At 68.3% G+C, this 20,847-nt stretch carries 15 protein-coding genes and 3 pseudogenes; 15 read left to right on the forward strand and 3 right to left on the reverse strand.

Annotation, left to right across the window (positions count from 1 at the left end):
- The 5 genes from JYK17_RS34620 to JYK17_RS34640 all read left to right on the forward strand — a co-directional run.
- The coding region (locus JYK17_RS34620) for an extracellular catalytic domain type 1 short-chain-length polyhydroxyalkanoate depolymerase (protein WP_222811954.1) at positions 1-1,083 on the forward strand (1,083 nt) is incomplete at its 5' end.
- 288 nt (positions 1,084-1,371) lie between these two features.
- Entirely contained in the window at positions 1,372-2,694 is a 1,323-nt protein-coding gene (locus tag JYK17_RS34625) for an extracellular solute-binding protein (protein ID WP_222811955.1), read from the forward strand.
- 176 nt (positions 2,695-2,870) lie between these two features.
- Entirely contained in the window at positions 2,871-3,845 is a 975-nt protein-coding gene (locus tag JYK17_RS34630) for a carbohydrate ABC transporter permease (RefSeq protein ID WP_128804312.1), read from the forward strand.
- Positions 3,842-4,729: a carbohydrate ABC transporter permease gene (locus JYK17_RS34635; protein ID WP_128804313.1), complete on the forward strand. Its 888-nt coding sequence runs from the start codon at positions 3,842-3,844 to the stop codon at positions 4,727-4,729. The genes JYK17_RS34630 and JYK17_RS34635 overlap by 4 nt, the downstream gene beginning before the upstream one ends.
- Positions 4,730-4,798: 69 nt before the next feature.
- Positions 4,799-7,288 (forward strand): glycoside hydrolase family 2 protein, encoded by a 2,490-nt coding sequence (locus JYK17_RS34640; protein ID WP_222811956.1) that lies wholly within the window; start codon positions 4,799-4,801, stop codon positions 7,286-7,288.
- Here JYK17_RS34640 and JYK17_RS34645 read toward each other — a convergent pair.
- A pseudogene (locus JYK17_RS34645) lies at positions 7,242-8,238 on the reverse strand (glycoside hydrolase family 1 protein). The gene JYK17_RS34640 and the pseudogene JYK17_RS34645 overlap by 47 nt on opposite strands.
- 279 nt (positions 8,239-8,517) lie before the next feature.
- Here JYK17_RS34645 and JYK17_RS34650 point away from each other — a divergent pair.
- Both JYK17_RS34650 and JYK17_RS41330 read left to right on the forward strand, forming a co-directional pair.
- Entirely contained in the window at positions 8,518-9,570 is a 1,053-nt protein-coding gene (locus JYK17_RS34650) for a LacI family DNA-binding transcriptional regulator (protein ID WP_222811957.1), read from the forward strand.
- Between the two features lie 35 nt (positions 9,571-9,605).
- Positions 9,606-9,776 (forward strand): terpene synthase family protein, encoded by a 171-nt coding sequence (locus tag JYK17_RS41330; RefSeq protein WP_372465361.1) that lies wholly within the window; start codon positions 9,606-9,608, stop codon positions 9,774-9,776.
- Between the two features lie 350 nt (positions 9,777-10,126).
- Here JYK17_RS41330 and JYK17_RS34660 read toward each other — a convergent pair whose 3' ends face one another.
- On the reverse strand, positions 10,127-10,834 hold the full coding sequence (locus tag JYK17_RS34660) for a TetR family transcriptional regulator (RefSeq protein ID WP_108015949.1): 708 nt from the start codon (positions 10,832-10,834) through the stop codon (positions 10,127-10,129).
- 104 nt (positions 10,835-10,938) lie between these two features.
- Here JYK17_RS34660 and JYK17_RS34665 point away from each other — a divergent pair, with 104 nt between their 5' ends.
- The 5 genes and pseudogenes from JYK17_RS34665 (at position 10,939) to JYK17_RS34685 (ending at position 14,709) form a co-directional block, all read left to right on the forward strand.
- On the forward strand, positions 10,939-11,505 hold the full coding sequence (locus tag JYK17_RS34665) for an SRPBCC family protein (protein WP_234547243.1): 567 nt from the start codon (positions 10,939-10,941) through the stop codon (positions 11,503-11,505).
- A gap of 537 nt (positions 11,506-12,042) precedes the next feature.
- Entirely contained in the window at positions 12,043-13,077 is a 1,035-nt protein-coding gene (locus JYK17_RS34670) for a HEAT repeat domain-containing protein (RefSeq protein WP_234547242.1), read from the forward strand.
- A 21-nt stretch (positions 13,078-13,098) separates the two neighbouring features.
- Positions 13,099-13,242: pseudogene (locus JYK17_RS34675) on the forward strand (glycoside hydrolase family 3 N-terminal domain-containing protein); the annotation flags it as partial.
- A gap of 13 nt (positions 13,243-13,255) precedes the next feature.
- A complete protein-coding gene (locus JYK17_RS34680) occupies positions 13,256-13,831 on the forward strand; it encodes an SMI1/KNR4 family protein (protein ID WP_108015947.1) in 576 nt (191 codons plus the stop codon).
- Between the two features lie 68 nt (positions 13,832-13,899).
- Positions 13,900-14,709, forward strand: a pseudogene (locus JYK17_RS34685) (IS5 family transposase).
- Between the two features lie 9 nt (positions 14,710-14,718).
- Here JYK17_RS34685 and JYK17_RS34690 read toward each other — a convergent pair.
- Positions 14,719-15,237 carry an RICIN domain-containing protein gene (locus JYK17_RS34690; RefSeq protein ID WP_108015946.1) on the reverse strand — a complete coding sequence of 173 codons (519 nt, stop codon included), beginning with the start codon at positions 15,235-15,237 and terminating at the stop codon, positions 14,719-14,721.
- 442 nt (positions 15,238-15,679) lie between these two features.
- On the opposite strand from JYK17_RS34690, the gene JYK17_RS34695 reads away from it, so the two are divergent.
- The 3 genes from JYK17_RS34695 (at position 15,680) to JYK17_RS34705 (ending at position 20,675) form a co-directional block, all read left to right on the forward strand.
- Complete coding sequence (locus tag JYK17_RS34695) at positions 15,680-17,332, forward strand: helix-turn-helix domain-containing protein (protein ID WP_222811958.1); 1,653 nt, start codon at positions 15,680-15,682, stop codon at positions 17,330-17,332.
- Positions 17,333-17,505: 173 nt separating this feature from the next.
- On the forward strand, positions 17,506-19,047 hold the full coding sequence (locus JYK17_RS34700) for a carbohydrate binding domain-containing protein (protein WP_222811959.1): 1,542 nt from the start codon (positions 17,506-17,508) through the stop codon (positions 19,045-19,047).
- A complete protein-coding gene (locus JYK17_RS34705) occupies positions 19,044-20,675 on the forward strand; it encodes a right-handed parallel beta-helix repeat-containing protein (RefSeq protein WP_222811960.1) in 1,632 nt (543 codons plus the stop codon). Before JYK17_RS34700 ends, JYK17_RS34705 begins: the two co-directional genes overlap by 4 nt.
- The last annotated feature ends 172 nt before the right edge of the window (positions 20,676-20,847 follow it).

The following is a 20,847-nucleotide window of genomic DNA, read 5'->3' on the forward strand; positions in this document are numbered from 1 at the left end:
CAGTTGTGGGACTGCAATGGTTCCGGTGCCCAGCAGTGGGTCGCCGAGTCCGACGGGCATCTGAAGAACCCGCAGTCCGGCCGCTACCTCGACGTGCCGGGCGGTAACACGGCCAACGGCACGCGCCTGCAGATCTGGGACCGCAACACCAACGCCTGGCAGATCTGGCACCTGCCGCCGGGCGGCACGACCCCGCCGCCCGGCTCGTGCACTTCGAGTCTGGGTAGCGGCCAGTACAACACGCCGGTGTCCTTCGGCGGCAAGACCTACCAGGTCCTGGTGCACGTCCCGACCCGCGCAGCGGGAGCCCGGCTGCCGCTGGTCCTGGACCTGCACGGCAGTCAGTCCACCGGTGCCGGACAGCTCTCGTACAGCGATATGGCAGCCACGGCCGATACCGACGGATTCATCGTGGCCGCGCCCACCGGGGTGGTGCCCAGCGGCAGCGGCTACATCTGGAACGTCCCCTACGTCACACCCAGCGGCACCCGCGACGACGTCGGCTTCCTTCGGCAGGTCATCGATACCCTCACCGAGAGCGCGTGCGTCGACTCGGCCCGGGTGTACGCCACCGGCTACTCCGGAGGCGGCCGGATGACCTCCGCTTTGGGCTGCATGCTCGCCGACAAGTTCGCCGCGATCGCTCCGGTGGCCGGCATCCGGGCCGGGCGACCCGACCCGTCCGACCACAGCAGGCCGGACCTGTCGACGTGCACTCCCTCGCGTGCGGTTCCGGTGATCGCCTTCCACGGCCAGCAGGACAACACCAACCCCTACAACGGAGGCGGCGACGCCACGGCCTGGCAGTACTCGGTGCCGGTGGCGCAGCAGGCTTGGGCCGGACTGGACGGCTGCACGACAGGCCCAACCACGAGCCAGGTCAGCACCCATGTGAGCAGGACGGTCTACGGCGGCTGCCGTGACGGCGCCGAGGTCCAGCTGTACACGGTCTCCAACGGCGGTCACACCTGGCCGGATTCCCCGCAGGACAACGGGAACGGCACCGTGACCCATGAGATCAGCGCCGACGATCTGATGTGGCGGTTCTTCCAGCAGCACCCCATGCCAGGGTCGTCCTCGTAAGGATGCCGGACGTAGCCGGCGAGCCAGCCGTGCGCTGGTGCGTTTTAGCCACCCTGATCGAGGCGGGCAACGCGTACCACGTCAATGCTTGCAACAGCCTGCCGCTCCCCGCCGCGCCGTAGGCGAAGCGTCACGCTGTCATAAAACTAGACCGTTATATGGACACGGCCTCGCGTTGCGTCTACGTTAAGCAGCCATCGAGCCGCTTCGCCCCGACGACGAGACGTCCGTCGCTGCGCGGCATGCAGTGCGGCGCTTTCCGTTCAGCGACGAGAGAGTGGGATCGGCATGCGGAGAACAGCACTTGCGGCCACCGGTGTGGTACTCGCCCTGGGACTGTCCGCCTGCGACGTGGGCAGCGGGAGCGGTGGCGGATCGTCCTCGGCCGTGGTGAAGGTCCCCACCGACCCGTCCAAGGTCACCGGCACGATCAAGGTGCTCACCAACCGCACCGACCAGGTGCAGGACGGCACCGCGAAGAAGTACGCCGCGGAGTTCAACAAGGTCTACCCGCACGTGACGGTGAAGTTCCAGGGCCTCACCGACTACGAGGGCGACGTCAAGATCCGGATGAACAGCAAGAACTACGGCGACGTACTGTCCATCCCCAACTCCGTTCCCCTCAAGGAGTATCCGACCTTCTTCGCCCCCCTGGGCACGTCCGCCGACCTGTCGAAGACCTACGACTTCACCGACCACGCCGCGGTCGGCGGCAAGGTCTACGGCATCGCCAACATCGGCACCGCCAACGGCTTCGTCTACAACAAGGCCGTGTGGAAGAAGGCGGGCATCACCACCTGGCCCACCACGCCGCAGCAGTTCATCGACGACCTCAAGGCCATCAAGGCCAAGACGGGCGCCACCCCGTACTACACGAACTACCACGACGGCTGGCCCATGACCAACTGGGGCAACGCGCTGGGCTCCCCGAGCTGTGACCCCGCCGCCAACGACAAGCTCGCCACCACCAAGGAGCCCTGGGCGCCGGGGCAGGACCTGAACGTCGTCGACTCGCTTCTCTACGACGTCGTGCACGACAAGCTCTCCGAGGCCGACCCCAACACCACCAACTGGGAGAACTCCAAGGCCCTCATCGGCACTGGCAAGGTCGCCACCATGTGGCTGGGCTCCTGGGCCGTGGTGCAGATGCAGGACGCGGCCAAGAAGGCCGGCAAGAACCCCGACGACATCGGCTTCATGCCGTTCCCGACGCAGCAGGATGGGCACTTCTGCTCCGTCGTCCGCCCGGACTACCAGTACGGCATCAACATCCACTCCAAGAACAAGGCCGCGGCCCGCGCGTGGATCGACTGGTTCATCAGCAAGTCCGGTGACGCGCAGGCCGCGCTGTCGATCTCCTCGATCAAGGGCTCGCCGCTGCCCGCAGACCTCAAGCCGTTCCAGGAGGCCGGGGTGCGACTCGTGCACATGGCGTACGGCAAGACCGCCCTTGTCGATGAGATCGACAAGACGTCCGAGATCGGCCTGAACAACCAGGACTACCCGCAGCACATCGTCGATGTCGCCCGCGGGGCGGCCGGTGGCGACAAGGACAGCATCTTCAAGGACCTGAACAAGAAGTGGTCCGACGCCCAGGGCACCGTCGGCTGACGGACCCTGCCGTACCGCTGCTCCGGCCCCGGCGGGGACCAGGCCGGAGCAGCCGCACCCGGTGCGGGCCTGCGCCGCCCGTGCCGTTACCTGGCTGGTCCGAGGGGACGTTCCCTCTTCGCCGCCACCTCACAAGCCTGCCGCCCCTGCCACGCGGCGACCGGAAGAAGGACCACATGAGCGCACCGCGGACCGCGGGCCGCACCCCTCCTGCCCGCACCCTGCCGCCGCCGGACGCGGCCCGCTCCCACTGGCATCAGCCGCACCGCAAGCCGGTCCTGTGGCGCAGGAGGGGAACCTGGTGGGGCACCCCGTGGCTGTACCTGCTCGTCCCCCTCACGCTGCTGGTGACCTTCACTCTGCTGCCCGTGGTGCACATGGTGCAGTACAGCTTCACCGACTGGGACGGTCTGAGTCCCACCAGCAACTGGGTCGGACTGGACAACTACCGGGACCTGTTCACCCGGCCGCAGCTGTTCCAGGTGTTCTGGGTCAGCCTGTTCTACCTCGGTGCGTCGGTCGTGCAGATCTGCGCGGCCCTGTACTTCGCCACGATCCTCAGCTTCGACATCCGGCTGCGGAACCTGTTCAAGGGCATCCTGTTCTTCCCGTATCTGATCAACGGGGTCGCCGTCGGGTTCGTCTTCCTGTACTTCTTCCAGCCGGGCGGCACGCTGGACACCGTGCTGCACTGGTTCGGCGCCGGCCGGCACCTGTGGCTGGGCAATCCGCACCTGGTCAACACCTCGCTGGCCGGGGTGTCGGTGTGGCGGTTCATGGGCCTGAACATGGTGCTGTTCATCGGCGCGATCCAGTCCATCCCACCGCAGCTGTACGAGGCGGCGGCGCTGGACGGCGCGAGCCGCTGGCAGCAGTTCCGGTACGTCATCGCCCCGAGTATCCGGCCGATCATCAGCCTGAGCGTGATCCTCGCGGTGTCCGGATCACTGTCGGTCTTCGAGATCCCGTTCATCATGACCGGCGGCTCGAACAACAGCGAGACGTTCGTCATCCAGACGATCAAGCTCGCCTTCAACTTCAACAAGACCGGTCTCGCGTCGGCTGCGGCGGTGGTGCTGCTGCTCATCGTGCTGCTGGTGACCTGGGTGCAGCGCCTGCTGTTTCCCGACGAGAGGGTGGAACAGTCATGACAGTGCTCGACGGGGCGGCCATGGCAAGGGCGCCGCGATCCCGCGGCCGTTCAACTCTGCTTCGTAGCCGGGTCGCCGTGGCGTTGAAGTACCTCTCGCTGGTACTGGCCGGCGCGGTCGTTCTGGTTCCACTGGCCGCAGTGCTGCTCACTTCCCTGCGCACCAGCAGCGAGATGGCAGACGGCCCGTCGCTCGCCGCACCTCACAACTGGTTCAACCTGCACAATTACGTGGTCGCATTCAACGACGGGCGCATGCTGCGTGCCCTGTGGAACACCTCGTTCATCTTCTTCTTCTCCGTGCTCGGCACGGTGCTGATCGGCTCGATGACCGCCTACGCCATCGACCGCTTCCACTTCCCGTTCAAAAAGCTGGTGATGGCGCTGTTCCTGATCGCCTCGCTGGTCCCCAGCGTGACCACCCAGGTCGCCACCTACCAGATCGTCAACAACCTGGGTGTGATGGACACCCGCTGGGCGCCGGTCCTGCTGTACATGGGCACGGACATCGTGTCCATCTACATCTTCCTGCAGTTCATCCGCTCCATCCCGGTCTCCTTGGACGAGGCGGCACGGCTGGACGGCGCCAACTCGTTCACCATCTACTGGCGCATCATCGTGCCCCTGCTCAAGCCCGCCATTGCCACCGTGGTGATCATCAAGGGCGTGGCTATCTACAACGACTTCTACATCCCCTTCCTCTACATGCCGGACGACAACCTCGGCACCATTTCCACGTCGCTGTTCCGCTTCAAGGGACCGTTCGGCGCGCACTGGGAGGTCATCTCCGCCGGCGCCGCGCTGGTGATCATCCCCAGCCTCGTCGTGTTCCTGGCCCTGCAGCGCTTCATCTACAACGGCTTCGCCTCCGGCGCCACCAAGTAGCCCCGCGCACAGCGACCGCCGCCACACACCCCCTCAACTGCCGAGCCCATTCGGGCCCAAGGAGACCGCATGAAGGTCAGCACGCCGCTCACCCGCGGCTGGACCGTCCGCCTGGACACCACCAGGCGCCACCCGGAGCAGGCACCGGAGACCCTGCCGGTCGCCCCCGTCGCGGCGACCGTGCCGGGCTGCGTGCACACCGACCTGCTGACCGCGGGCCTGATCGCCGACCCGTTCCTGGACCGCAACGAGACCGACGTGGCGTGGGTGGGACGGGCCGACTGGACCTACAGCACCGAACTGCCGCGCTCCGACCGGGACCACGAGTGCACCGATCTGGTTTTCGACGGTCTCGACACCGTCGCCGAGATCCGCCTCGGCGACAACGTGCTGGGTCGCACCCGCAACATGCACCGCTCGTTCCGCTTCGACGTCACCGACGCCCTCGCCGCGGGCCCGGCGCCGCTCACCGTGGCGTTCACCTCGGCCTACGCCGAGGCCGAACGGGTCCGCACGCTGCTCGGTGACAGGCCCGGCGCCTACGCCGAGCCGTACCAGTTCGTCCGCAAGATGGCGTGCTCCTTCGGCTGGGACTGGGGGCCGACACTGGTCACCGCGGGCCTGTGGCGCCAGCCGCGGCTCGAGCACTGGTCGACGGCGCGACTGGCCGAGGTCCGCCCGGAAGTGACGATGGACGAGGACGGCACCGGAATCGTCACCGTCCACGTCTCCGTCCAACGCTCCGCCGGCGGGTCCGGCCGAGCCCTGACAATCATCGTGACGGTCGCCGGAACCGAGGTGTCCGCCGAACTCCCGTCGGACACCGATGAGTTGACGCTGCGTGCCGAGGTCCCCGGCGTCGAGCGGTGGTGGCCGCGTGGCTACGGCGAACAGCACCTGTACGCCTGCACCGTCACCCTGACCGACGACCGCGCGGCACCTCTGGAGGTGTGGGAGCGCTCCGTCGGTTTCCGCACCGTGGAACTGGACACCTCCGCGGACGAGCACGGCAGCGCCTTCACGCTGGTGGTCAACGGGACACCGGTGTTCGTCCGCGGGGTCAACTGGATCCCCGAGGACGTCTTCCCCTCCCGCGTCACGCCCGAGGACTATCGCCGCCGCCTGGAGCAGGCCGCGGCGGCCGGCGTGGACCTGGTGCGGGTGTGGGGCGGCGGCATCTACGAGAGCGAGGACTTCTACGGCGCCTGCGACGAACTCGGGCTGTTGGTCTGGCAGGACTTCCCGTTCGCCTGCGCCGCCTACCCCGAAGAGGAGCCGCTGCGCTCGGAGGTGGAGGCCGAGGCCCGCGAGAACGTCGTCCGCTTGATGCCGCACCCCTCGCTGGTGCTCTGGAACGGCAACAACGAGAACTTGTGGGGCTTTCGCGACTGGGACTGGGAGCCGGCGCTGGGCGGCAGGTCCTGGGGCGAGGGCTACTACCTCGACCTGCTGCCCCGCGTCGTCGCCGAGACCGACCCCACCCGGCCGTACTGGGCGGGCAGCCCCTGGTCCGGTTCGCGCGACCTGCACCCCAACGACCCGCGGCACGGCACCGCGCACTCCTGGGAGGTGTGGAACCGCCGCGACTACACCGTGTACCGCGACGACGTGCCCCGCTTCGTCGCCGAGTTCGGCTGGCAGGCCCCGCCCGCCTACGCCACCGCGCGCCGTTCGATCAGTGACGAGCCGCTGACACCCGACTCTCCCGGCATGTTGCACCACCAGAAGGCCGAGGACGGCAACGGCAAGCTGGACCGCGGACTGGCCCACCACTTCCCCGTGCCCACCGACTTCGACACCTGGCACTACCTCACCCAGGTCAACCAGGCCCGGGCCGCCGCCACCGGCGTCGAGCACTGGCGCTCGCATTGGCCGCTCTGCGCCGGCGTGATCCTGTGGCAGCTCAACGACTGCTGGCCGGTGACCTCCTGGGCCGCCATCGACGGTGACGGCCGCGAGAAGCCGCTCTACCACGAACTCAAGCGCCTCTACGCCGACCGCCTGCTGACCCTGCAGGACCGCGGAGGCCGGATCGTTCTCGCCGCGGTCAACCAGAGCGGCGAGCCATGGACGTGCCAGGCACGGATTCGACGGGTCGACGCCCACGACGGGACGTCCGCTGAACTCCACGTGCCCGTGCAGGTGGCGGCCCGGTCGGTAGCGGTGATCGACCTGCCCGAGAAGGTGACCGTTCCGGCCGGCTCACCGCGCGAGTTCCTCGTCGCCGACGCCGACGGGCTGCGCGCGCTGCACTTTCCCGTCCCCGACCACACCTTCGCCTACCCCGTCCCCGAGATGACCACCCAGGTCACCCCGCAAACCGGGGGAGCGCGGATCAGCGTCACCGCGCACACCCTGGTCCGCGACCTGCTGCTACAGGCAGACCGACTGCATCCCGACGCGCGGACCGACCGCGGACTGGTGACCCTGTTGCCCGGGGAGACCGCCGAGTTCACCGTCACCGGATGGAACGGCCACGACGCAGAAGCTCTGCAGACGGCTCTGCGCTGCGTCAACGCGTACGCCGCGGTGGACCCGGCCACCGATCCCGTGCGCTGAACACTATGATCTCCGCGTCGCCGTCATGGACCGGCAACGTGATGCCCTCCTGCCGCAGGTCCGCCATGACGTCCTCGGGGTAGCGGCCCAGCAGCAACGGGTCGAGGTACATGCGGACACCGAACCCGTCCGACAAGCGGGCCGCCGCCACGTCCATCGGATCCCTGGTGGCCGGCAGGCTCGGCGTCAGGTTGAGCGTCAGACCGAAAGAGTGCTCCTGGCCGCCGCGCGCCCGCATCCGGCACACCGCCTCACCGTGGCCCAGCAGCAAGTGGTGCACTGTGTACATGGCCGCGGACCGGTCGCGGCGGCCAGGTGCGTGCATGCCGTCGGCGTACCCGTACATCGCCACGCACCACGGCTCGTTGAGCGTCGTCCAGGCCGCGACCCGGTCACCGAGACGGTCGAAGACCAGCTCGGCGTAGTCGGCGAACCGGTGCGCGGTGTCACGGTGCGGCCAGCCGCCGGTGTCCTCCAACTCCTGCGGCAGGTCCCAGTGGTAGAGCGTCACCCATGGGTCGATGCCCCGTTCCAGCAGGCGGTCCACCAGCCGGTCGTAGAAGGCCAGCCCGGCCGCATTGGCCTTGCCCACGCCCGCCCGGCTGCACCCGCGGCCAGGAAACCGAGAAACGGTAGGTGTCCACTCCCAGGTCGGCCATAAGGTCCACGTCCTGCGGCATCAACCGGTAATGGTCGCAGGCACTTTCGCCGCTCTCACCGTTGGCCACTGCACCCGGTACCCGGCAGAAGGTGTCCCAGATCGAATCGGTGCGGCCGTCGACGGCCGTGGCCCCCTCGATCTGGTACGCGGACGTGGCCACCCCAAAGCGGAAATGGGGCGGCAGCAGGGCGGCATGGTCCGGTACCGGAAGAGTCGCGATGTCCTGGTCCGACAGACGTGGGAGATGAGATACGGCGGGCTCCCTCGGCTCGGTTACAAGTCGCAGCACACCGACAGCACATCGGATACGGCTGTCTGCAGGGCGCCCCAACCCTAAAGCGCCCCGAAAGGCATGTCCATAAAACGTTCAAGCTCGCAACGCGCCGCAAGGAAATATCCCGAAGCCGCCCGTCGCAGGGGGTTTTCGTAACGCCATGGTGCTCTCCCCGGTCGAAGGCTATGGTGGACGGGGTTGTAACGGGCTTGCAGGGTGGGGACCGCGGGAACTCGCGCGCTCTACCGGTTCGGAGCCCGGTGTTCCGGCAGCGATCTGAAGGTGGACATCCTGGTGGCTCGCACGACAGCGTCGGGGGAGGACCGCAAGGCCACGATCAAGGACGTGGCGAAACTTGCGGGCGTGTCGCCGTCCGCGGTCACCATCGCAGTCCACAACAAGCCGGGCGTCTCCTCCAAGACCAAGGAGCGGATCCTTCAGGCGGCCCGTGACCTGGGGTGGAGCCCGAACCAGGCGGCGCAGTCGCTGTCGGGTCGGGCGATGCACTCCGTCGGGCTGGCCATCGCGCGGCCGGCCCGGATGCTGGGCCTGGAGCCGTTCTACATGGAGTTCATCTCCGGAATCGAAAGCGTGCTGTCTCGGCACTCCTGCTCGCTGCTGCTGCGCCTGGTGGAACCCGAGGAGGAGATCGAGGTCCAGCGCGGGTGGTGGCAGGGCAACCGGGTCAACGGCTCCATTCTCGTGGACCTACGGGCAGACGACCCGCGGATCCCGGTGCTTTCCGGCATCGGACTGCCGGCCGTCGTCGTCGGACACCCGTCGCTGGCTGGGCCGTTCACCTCCGTGTGGACCGACGACGCGGCCGCGATGACGGAGGCCGTGCAGTATCTCGCCGCCCTCGGCCACCGCCGGATCGCCCGGGTCAGCGGGCCCGAGGAGCTCGGCCACAGCGCCATCCGCACCAAGGCGTTCGCAGAGACCGCGCAGCAACTCGGCTTGACCGCACGCACCGTGGTCGCCGATTTCTCCGCCGACCAGGGCAGCCGCGCGTGCCGCACTCTGCTGCTGTCGCCCGAGCGCCCCACGGCGATCGTGTTCGACAACGACCTCATGGCCGTCACCGCACTCGGTGTTGTCGCGGAGTTCGGCCTGTCCGTGCCGCACGACCTGTCAGTGCTGGCCTGGGACGACTCGCAGCTGTGCCAACTGACCCGGCCCACCCTGTCGGCGATGCAGCACGACATCTTCTCCTTCGGCGCCGACGTGACCGAGACCCTCTTCGACGTAATGACGCATCGCGAGGCCATCTCCCACGCCGCCCAGGTCCCCAGCCTGGTCCCACGCGGCTCGACCGCACCGCCCCCGTCAGACCAGCGCCGCCCGTAACCACCTGAGACGTCCCCGACACGTGCCCGTTATGCCTGGATGGCAGACGCCCCTATCGGGGGATCCGCGAGGCGATTGCGGACATCATGTGCTGGATTAACGACGTCCACTGCCTGCACCTGGAGCAGGCCGCCGGTGAACCCGTCCACCACGTCACGGTCCTGCAGCGGGCCGAAGCGTGCGCTAGGGGACCAAGCGGTCGGTGAGGACTTGCGCCGGATCGAACGCCGGGTGGAGGAACGGCGGAATGACATGGACCGCGTGGGCTGACGGGGCAGTGAGCGGGGATGGGCCTGCTGGGATACGGACGGTGGGGCAGGCTTGTTCCGCGGGACCGTTGGGTTTTGGTCTGGCGCCAAGGCGTGGATGTCACCCTGCGCTGTGTGGTGCTCGCCTTCTTGCGCGACAGCCCCGGCTGAGTGCTCGTGCGGTCGGCTGCCGGCCTCTCGTTGAGATGTGAGGGCGCTGCTGTTCTGTCCGAGGCGGGGCGAGTGGCGGGCTGGGACAAGGGTGGTGTCGCTCACCGCGGCCTCGGGCCGGACGGCTGCTTCGCTGATTACGGCCGGACGTAGGCGAGTGAGCTGAGTCCGGTGTCGATGAGTTGGGCTGCGCGTTGGACGTCGGAGCTGACTGCGGCGTGCAGTTCCTCGGGGGTTCGAGCGTGGTGCAGGTGCTTGCGCAGGGCCCGGAACTGGACGGGCCACAGTGCGAGCAGGGCGGTCGCGGCGATCTGCGGTTCGGGGTCGTCCGGGCTCATCCCGGTGCGCCGGGCCAAGACTTCGGCGGCTACGGCGACTTGCTTGTCGGCCGTGTCGCGCTGATGGGCCCGCAGTGACGGGGTGGATCTGATCAGCATGGCAAAACGCAGAAGTACGGCGTTGGCCTCGGCCGGGTCGTCCTGAGCGCTCAGCCACGCCGTGATGCTGGTGAGCTCACCGGAAAGGATCTTCAATGCCGCGTCGACCGGCGGCAGGTCCGGATCGGCCAGGATGGTTCGCAGGGAGTCCAAGGTGGCCTCGCCCAGGTCAAGGACGAGGGCTTCTTTGGTCGGGAAGTAGTTGAATACCGTCTTCTCCGAGACCCCGCAAGCCTCTGCGATCTCGGCGACCCGTACGGCGTCGAAGCCCCGTTCCATGAACATCTCGGTGGCTGTGTCGGACAGCTGCTGTCGCAGGATCCGCTTCTTGCGCTCCCGCAGTCCTTCGGTGGAGGTCCCACCGTCGCGCGGGCGCAGGGCCGTCCAGTCCACAGTGCGCAGGATCATCACTCAAGCATAATCCAGCCACCATATAATTTCTGCTACTGTAAATTTACATTGTCTGTAAGTTTAATGCAGTGCTTGACGCCCGCCACCACAGGGAGCCCTCCATGAGTGCCATCCACATCGTCCGCGACTACCCGCACCCGCCAGAGAAGGTCTGGCGTGCGGTCACCGATCCGGAGCTGATCCCGCGGTGGACGGCCACCGGCGCCGGCGCCCGGCCGGAGGGCTTCGCCCCCACGGTCGGCACCAGGTTCAAGTTCATCGCGAAACCCAAGCCCGGCTGGAGCGGCGTCGTCCTGTGCGAGGTGCTGGAGGTGCGCGAGCCTTCGCTGCTGCGCTACTCGTGGCAGGACGAAAGCGGCGGCGAGGTGACCGAGGTCGCCTACCGACTCGAGCCCCACGACAGCAAAACGCGCTTCACCTACGACCACACCGGCTTCACCGGCGCCGGAGGCTTCTTCATGGCCAAGATTCTCGGCGCCGTTCGCACCAAAATGCTCACCAAAGGCCTGCCCGCAGTGCTGAACGACCTCGATGACGAGGCACCCCACACCCTAAAACCCTCTGAGCCCCAGGCGGCTCTGGCCGGGCCGACGCGGGAACCCGTTGAGCACCGGGAGCTTGCGGACATCACCGTTCGCCGACGCGCGCGCCGCGGCGGGGGCACGTGAACAGCGTCCTCGCTGGCCTGCGCAGCCTGCTGCTGCACCGTGATCTCGCGGACACGGTCGCCCGATGCGGGGCCTGGAGCGGGACGGGGTGCTGTGGATGCCCCTGGGCAGGCACGGCTGCCGGCCGCTGCAGCCGGGTGAGCCCCCAGATGCTGCCTCGGGGCAGTCACCGCAGCTCGGCAATCTGCCGCCTAAAGCGGAGGAACTCACCATCTCTCCGGCCGCGCACGCGGCGGTCACGGCCGTTGGCCACCACCTTCGAGCCGGCCGACATCAGCACCTTGCACCCGTGCCCTTCATGTGCGGCTGCCTGCCGGTGCTGTCCGAACCAGGAGTGACGCAGGCCGTCCGCTCATGCCTGACCAAACTGCGCCCGGATCCCGTGCCCGTTGCGATCAGCTGATCCGACCGACCCGAGCGGCGGCACTGTGCCGGTGCCCCTGGTGGCATGGCTGCTCGCCGGCCCGCCGGTGTTACCGTGCGCCGGGCGAGAGAGGCATGATCAAGTCTTTGGGGCTTCGACGGTGGGGGCGTGGTGTGGGGGACTGGCGGGCCGATCCGACGTTCGCGATGTGCCGGGCGCTGGTGGACGGGGCGGATCTAGCCTCGTTCGCGGGTGGCGAGTTCGATGTGCGGGCAGTGGTGGCCGGCCTCCTGTCCCAGGCCCGCAGCGGGTGGTTTCTCGACGCCGTACCGTGGGGGAACTTCCCGCACGGGGAGGACGCCCGTCAGGCCGTGCACCTGCTGGGCGCCGGTGACAGTCCCACTCGCTGCACGACGGATGTGCTGTGGGGCCTGTGCGCCAACGACAGCCGGGCCGCCGCGGCCCTCGCCGTACCGTTCCTGGTCCCCATCGCCACCGATGGCCACCACGCACACCGTGCCGCCGCCCCCGCCGTACTTTCCGCTCCGGCCCGCGCCCGGCACTTCGGCATTGCCTCCCGCCATGAATTCCTCCTGCACCGCACCGATCCACGACTCCATGCCTTCGACGACTACGACGACTATGGCGTCGAGGTGACCGGCTACCCGGCAGGCTGGTCGGTGGCCGCCGCCCGAGCCGCGATCACCGCCGCAACCCCCGTACTCCTGCCCCTTCTCAACGACCCCGACCGCACCATCCGCATCGACGCCTCCTACGCTCTGGCCACTGCCGCCGACCCCGACCACACGGTCCGAACCGCCCTGGCCACCAGGTTTGCCACAGAGCATGACGTCCTGGTCCGCGCCGCCCTGCTCCTCGGCGTCGCGGAGACCACCCGGACCCACCCGCATCCACCGACCGTCTCGTGGTTGCGTAAGCGGTGGCAAGACCCAACGGAGGCCGGTGAAGTACGCCTGACCGCGGCGATCGGCTGGCTCTGCCTCACGGACGAACCCGCCCCCCAGGACCTCCACCAGACCATCGACACTCTCGCCACAGACGAACGTGCCCACGCCTTGGACGACGCCCTGCCGTGGATGGAGGCCGCCGCAGGATCTCGTGAGTTGGGACTTCAACGCTGTATTCGCTGCATGCTCCACCCCGAAGAGCCGGAACCAAGTGAAGATCCCTTTGCCTTCTCGATGTGAGCGACCGGCTTCGACACCTGCGGCCGGGACTTGCGGTCGGTTGGTGTTCATCAGGGTCTCGCGCCGGTTCTGGATGTTGTGCGTGATGCGCGTTGGGGTCGGGTGGAGGAGACCATGGGTGAGGATTTGTATCTTGTCGGCAGTATCGGTACGGCGTACGTGCAGCAGGATCCGCCGCATGACTTCCTTGATACCTGACTCCTGGACCCGCATCGAGACCTGGCTCGCCAACAACGCACCGCGCACGTGCGCCGAACTGGCGCCCCCCGCCGAGCGCGTGGCGATCGCTATGGCAGAAGGGGCCATCGACCTGACTTTCCCCCGTCCACTGTCGGAGTCCCTCTTTCGGCATGACGGCACAGCAGACGGCGTCCTGTTACCACCGTTTTGGATGATGCTGAGCACACAGCACATCGTCGAGGCCTGGAAGAGACGGACCGACATCCATGGCCTGGAACGGCGGGACGCCGAGGCGGGCGATCCCGAAGGCGAGTACGGGCCTTGGTGGCACCGGCAGTGGATCCCCTTCGCTGCGGACGGCGACTATCTGGTAATCGATCAGCGTCCGACACGGCGGCACGGACGGATCGGAAGTGCTGAACACGAGGATGGCTGCCACTTCAAAACGCACCCGATGTGGACCTCCCTGCCAGAGCTGCTTGACATGACGGCCACGGCAATCGAGACCGGCAATCTTCTGGACTGCTACGAACGAGCCGTCATCGATGAGCGAGAGCTGACATGGGAGTTTTGACCTGACGCTCAGCAGGTTCAAAGACATCGCTTAGACGTCATCTCATTTGGCTGGATAAGCCGCCGGTCGTGGTCTCGATCGTTGAGCGGCTGGTGCCGGACGAGTTGCGGGCGACTGTTCCAGCGGGTGATTCCCGAGCCCCCGTCGCGACCTCAGCGGGGTGGCAGACGGCGGCACGGCAACCGCGAAGTGCCGGCCCCAATCGTCTTCGTGGCGGCCTCGGGCTGCACGTGGCAGCCGTTGCCGTCCGCATCGCTCGGGCCACCGGGCGCGACGGCCCACCGACGATTCACCGCGTGGACGAAGGCCCGCGTGTGAACAAGACTCCACCGCCTGGTCCTCGACGAGCCCGGTTTCCGCGGCGAGTTGGACTGTGCCCGCTGCGCGATCGACTCGGTGAACATGCGGACCCTGAAAAGGGGAAGCTGACAGGTCCGAATCCCGTCGACCGGGGCACCTACGGCTCGAAAATCCACCTGATCACCGAGCGGACCGGTCTGCCCCCGTCTGTCGGGCTCTCCGGGGCGAACCTGCACGACAGCCAGGCACTGATCCCGCGGGTGAAGGGCATACCGCCGATCCGCTCGTGGCACGGACGCCGCCGGCGCAGACCGGCAAAACTCCACCCCGACCAGGGATACGACCACGACCACCCGCGGCGATGGCTACGCAGGCACGGCATCCGGCACCAAATCGCCCGCAAGGGCATCAAGTCCTCGACCCGACTGGGCCGCCACCGCTGGACCATAGAACGCACGATGTCCTGACTCGCCCGATGCCGCAGACTGCACCGCCGCTACAAGCCCAAAGCCGAACACTCCCTGGCCTTCACCAGCATCGCCCGCACTCTCACCTGCTACGGCAGACCCACCAAATGAGATGACGCCTCAGTACCAGAGCTGGTCGGCGTGTCCCTGCGGCGTCCACAGGACCAGGGATGCCCCGTTGGATGTCGAGCCGCCTTGGACGCCGCCGATGAGACCGGACTTGTAGTTCTCCAGGTAGTAGAGGTTCCCGCTGTAGTGGGCCGACACCCAGTACTGGTCGGCCCCGCCGTTGCACGTCCAGGTGCGGACGCGTGCGCCCTGGGACGTGCTTCCGCCGCTCACGGCGAGGCACTCGCTCTTTCCGTTGATCACCTGGTGCCAGCCGGCCGAGTTGTCCGAACCGAGGTGCCACATCTGGTCGGGGTTGCTGGTGCAGGTCCAGTCAACGGCGTAGCCGCCCGAAATCCCCATGCACCGACCCGAGTTGTAGTTGTGGACGTTGATGGCGGAGGTGGACAGGATGTCTGCGGACGCCGAGGTGGTGGTAGCGGCGAAGAGGGCTCCCGCCATGAACAGGCAGGCGAGCAAGGACTTCCAGGGTTTCCAGGACCTTCCGCGCTTCCAGGACTTCAGCTGCATTGGTTGCTCCTCATCAGGTTGAGGTGGGTGGCCGGCCGCACTCCCCTGCGGCGGGCCAGTTGGTTTCCGAGCAGCCTGTGGCGATGGTGGTGGAGCGGCAATGCCCGACCGGCGGACGTCATCAACTAATCAATTTCCGATCAACCCATGGCGCGCGCGAACAACCGGACAGACTCTGGGTGTCCACTCCCACCTGCGGCTATGCGCCGGCTGCGGCCGGCAGGCGACCGAAGGGGGCCGCTGTCCTCAACAACGCGCTGCCGTCTCCTTCCGACCGGGCGTTGTGCGCCAGCGCGTGGTCTTGCCCGCACCGCTCCCGTCGTTTCCACGAGCCACCCGCAGCCGCGGACGGCGCAAAGGTGTCTGGACAATCCGCGTGCCATGGGCGGTGAGATAGAGCCGGGTACCAAGTCGACCATTCACGTTCGAGGGAGGGGCGAATGTGAGCCGACGTGAGGTCGCGATCGATCCGACGGCCGGGCCGGTCGAACGCTTCGCCTGGGAGTTACGGGAGCTGCGTGCCGCCGCCGGTGCGCCGGGATACCGTCAACTGGCGGCGCGGGCCCACTACTCCGCTTCCGCGTTGTCCACCGCAGCGAGCGGCAGGACCCTGCCCACGCGTGAGGTCACGCTGGCTTTCGTAGCCGCGTGCGGCGGGGATGTCGAGGAGTGGGCCGGGAAGTGGGCGGCGACGGCCGCGGAGTTGGCGTTGCTCAAGGGCCGCGACGGGGCGGGAGCGGGCCTTCCCGTTTCGCCGCAGGACGTGAAGGCCGGCGGATCCGGCGCTGGGCAGGGGCACGCACGTCATCCTTCCGGCCGGTCACCGGCAGCGAAGGCCGCCGGTTCCGGCGCCGCACCGCAGCAGGCTCGGCCTGCTCTCCCCGACTCCTCACCGGTTCTGCGGACCGAGTCCGTCGGGGCCACCCGGCGGATCTCATCGGACCCGCCCGAACAGGCCGACCGGCCGGAGTCGCGAAGACAGTCCGTGCCCTCTGGGCGTAAACGCCGACATCGCCTGGTGGCCGGCGTCGTGGCGGCGGGAGCCGCGGCCGCGGCGGTACTGCTGGCGGCAGCGCCCGGTCCGGCGCCGTCGGCCTGGACCGCGACTGCCGGAGACGACTGCCCGCACGACGGCACCAGGGGCGTGACCATGAACCAGGGCGGTGCGGACGGCGGCAGCGGCTGGACGCTCGCCGTCAGCGGCGACTGGACGGGGGACGGCTGCCGGGGCGACTACCGCTACACCCCGGCCAGCGGAGACGACCTGCCGGGACACGACGGCTTCGTCTGGTGGTTCAGGCCCGAGGGCATACGGTCCGGGAACTGCTCGGTGCGCGTGCACATCCCGCAGACCGAGACCTGGTACGCCGGTGGCCGCCCCGCCTACTACACCGTCCGGTCAGGAACGCGCGGCGCGGTGGTCGGCGCGTTCACCGTCGACCAGGTGCGCCACCGCGGTCAGTGGGTCGACGCGGGCCGATTCCCGCTGCATGACGGGCAGTTGTCGGTGCGGCTGTCGGACCGGGGCCGGACCCGGGACAACGTCGCCGCGGGCGCCCTGTCCGTACGGTGCACCGGCGGCAGTGTGCCGACCCCCTCGGTGCCCGCCTCGCTCGCGACGGACGGCCGGGCGCCCGCCGCCGCCATCGGTGGCCCGCCGAAGGACAGCTTCGAGGCCGGGAACGGCAGCGACGACGGATGGAGCCCGCTGTGGGGTGCCATCACGGTCCGTGTCACCGCCGCGCATGCCTTCGACGGGCGGCACGCCCTGGCCGTGACGGCGACCGGCAGCAAGACGTACAGCGCCGTGGGCACGCCGGACGGGGCCCGCACCCTGCACACCGGGAGCACCGTCGTCTTCCATCTGTGGACCGACGGGAAGTGCAATGGGGCGGCCGTCCAGCCCCTGGTCCAGGAGGCCGACTCCGACTACACCGCCCACCCGGCCGCCGCCGAACGCCCGCTGCGGTGCCGCCCCGGCTGGAGCACTCTCGACTGGACCGTCCCGCCGGTCTCCTCGGTGCACGCCGTCGGCCTCCAGATCACCACCCACGGCAAGCCGGTGCGCGTCCTCCTGGACGGCGTCCACTGGTGATCACGACCGCCGGTGCCCTCGCCGTAAACATGGCCCTGACCTGCGTAGACAACAAAAAATTGTTGTAACTTTGATTGATTGATCGCGATCGCCCAGGTCGGCCTTGTCGCGCTGGCGCCGCCCGGCCCAGCCTCGGTGTGACATCAACAGCCCACCGACCTGGGAGATCACTCATGTCCCTGTCCCTGACCCGTCATGGGCCGACGCTGTTACGGAGATCGCTCGTCGGCGTCACGACGGCGGTCGCGCTGACCGCCGCCGCCCTGCTGCCGTCGGCCGCGTCCCACCCGGCCGAGGCGGCCGACGCCGCCGATCAGGCCGCTCCCGTCTTCGGCGTCAACATGTCCCTCTACGACGGCAACGACCACCTGGCCACCGACTCCGGCACCCAGGACCTGTTCGCCGGCTGGGGCACGCCGACCGTCCGCGTGCCGCTGCGGGACACGTACCCCGGCAACGGAACGGCGCTGCAGGACAACGACTGGCTGACCGCCATGAGAGCCGTCAAGAACGTCGGCGCCACCCCCGTGCTCATCCTCCGCGGCCCGGACGGCGACCGCAGCGACTCCGAGATCAAGGCCACCGACACCCATCTGATGGACCTCGTCCACCAGGTCTTCCAGGACGGCACCGTCTACCTGGAGTTCGGCAACGAGCCGGACAACGCCGGTGTGAACGTGGGGGACTACACCGCCTCCTGGAACGAGGTGGTCCCCACCCTCAAGGCCAAGTACCCGGGCCTGGACTACCGGTTCGTCGGCCCGGTCTGGTCCCGCTCCGACGCATCCGCGGGCGACTACATCGCGCAGTTCGCAGAGAACGCGAGCCCCGAGCCCGACGCACTGTCCTGGCACGAGTACGTCTGCGACACCACTGGCGGCTGGGACGACCCCGGCTCCGGAAGCGACACCTGCACGACCCATCTGGTCAACTGGCAGAAGCACGTGAACAACATCGAGCAGCAGATCGAGCCGGTGCTCGGCCACACGCTGCCCTACCTGGTCTCCGAGTGGAACATCGACCCCAACGACCAGGGCGACGCCTACGACGACGACCACGCGGACGACCTCGCGACCTGGACGACCGCGGCCATCGACGAACTGCGCTCCCTCACCCCGGCGCCGGCGGGCGCGATGATCTACACGGCCACCGACCACGGCAACTTCGGCCTGGTGCAGGGCAGTTCGACACTCACGGCTCAGGGCACCGCGTTCGAGCAGGCCATGACCGATGACTCGGGCGGCGGCTCGGGCGGCGGGTCCGGCGGCGGCTCGGGTGGCGGTTCCGGCGGTGGTGATGGTGTGTCGGTCGGGTTCGAGGACGGGTCGGACGGTGGCTGGTCGGGTTACTACGGTGGCGCCGATCCGGTGGTGACGACGGATGTGGCCTACGAGGGCACGCACGCGCTGCGGTTCAGCCTGAGCAGCGGGGGCCACAGCGCGGTGGGCACCTCCGAGGGCCTGGACGGTGTCGAGCCGGGGTCGACGGTGACGTATCACGTGTACGCGGCTCAGTCGGAGACGACAGTGACGCCGTTCGTGCGGGACGCGAACTACGCGGCCACGATGGCGAGTTCGGTCACACTGCCGCGTGGGCAGTGGACGACGGTCACCTGGACCGTGCCGTCCGTGAGCGAGGTCGGGGCCATCGGCCTGGACGCCTCCTCCGGCACCGGCACCGTCGCCCTCGACGCACTCACCTGGGACGCGTCATGAGGGGCCGCGGGAGAGCACTCGCGGCGGCCTGCTCGACGGTCGCCCTCGCCCTGGCGGGCTTCGGCGCACAGACGGTGGTGCTGAGCGGCAGCGCCTCCGCGGCGGACTCACTCGACCGCTACGTCTCGGCGGCGAACGGGAAGGACTCCAACGACGGCACGGCGGGCCACCCGTGGGCGACGATCGCTCATGCGGCCGCCCAGGACCTGCCCGCCGGCACGACCGTGCACGTGGCGGACGGCACGTACACCGACCCCGTGGAGAACGACAACGACGGCACGGCGAGCGCGTACATCACGTTCACGACCGTCAACCCGGGCAAGGTGCTGATCAACCTCAGGGACGACGACAATCCAAACGACTTCCCGTTCGAGAACAGCGGGGACTACGTCCGCATCACTGGCTTCGAGGTCACGGCACCGTACGCGAAGCAGGGCATTCATCTGTCGGGCGACTACAACGTCGTCGATCACAACGAGGTCCACGACATACGCCGGCACGTCGACAACTGCAACAGCAGTTCTGCCGCGAACGGCGACGCCCTCGGAGACGACTCGGACACCGTGGGCAACTCCTTCATCGCGAACATCGCGCACGACGTCGGGCCGGACGGGGAGTGCGAGTACGCGCACGGCATCTACCCGTCGGGGACCGGCGACGTGATGCAGAACAACATCGCCTACGACAACTCCGGTTCCGGGCTGCGCTTCAACAACAACCCGGTGGGCGCGACCATCTCCAACAACCTTACCTTCCACAACCGGCAGCACGGCATCAGCATCTCTGGTGACGGCGACGACGATCCCTCCAGCGGCTTCGTGATCACCAACAACATCATCGTCGACAACGGCAGAAGCGGGATCTACGTCAGAGCCGACGCCGACTCGGACGACAACGAGTACGGGCACAACCTCTTCCACGGCAACGCCGACGACGACTTCACCAACAGCGACAAGGACGACTGGACGCCGGAGAACGCCGACGACGAGCTGGACGAGGACCCCGGGCTCGTGGACTACGCGTCCGACGGCAGCGGCGACTACCACCTGACCGCGGACAGCCCGTGCGTGAACGCGGGCACCGACGAGGGCGCGCCGGACACCGACTTCGACGGCGTCAGGCGACCGCAGGGCGACGGCCGCGACATCGGCCCGTACGAGTATGTCTCGGACGGCGGTTCGGGTGGCGGGTCCGGCGGGGACGGCGGGGACGGCGTGACGGCCGGGTTCGAGGGCGGGACAACGCAGAACTGGTCGGGCTACTACGGCAGCGCCAGCCCGGTGGTCACCACTGACGTCGCCTACGAAGGCACCCACGCCCTGCGCTTCAACCTCAGCAGCAGCGGCCACAGTGCTGTGGGCACCTCCACCAACCTCGGCGCCGTCACGGCCGGTTCCACCGTCACCTATCACGTCTACGCCGCCCAGTCCGGGACCACCGTCACCCCCTTCGTCCGCGACAAGAGCTACACCGCCACCATGGCCGGTTCGGTCGCCTTGACCCAGGGGCAGTGGACGACGATCACCTGGACGGTGCCCTCCGTCAGCAGCGTCGGCGCCATCGGCCTCGACGCCTCCTCCGGCACCGGCACCGTCGCCATCGACGCACTCACCTGGCCGACCTCTTAGCAGAGCGTCAGCCCTACCACACCCCGTTGCCGGACTCGACGAGGGACGAGCCCGGCAACGGGGCCGCAGAGGAGGATTTTGTCGCCGACCCGGACCAGCAGCTGACGCGCTTCGAGGTACTGCGTTCAGAGTGTGAGTGGGTGGTGGGGTGGCAGTGGGTGGTCGTCAGCGG

Source organism: Streptomyces plumbidurans, from assembly GCF_019857225.1.
GTDB classification, from domain to species: domain Bacteria; phylum Actinomycetota; class Actinomycetes; order Streptomycetales; family Streptomycetaceae; genus Streptomyces; species Streptomyces plumbidurans.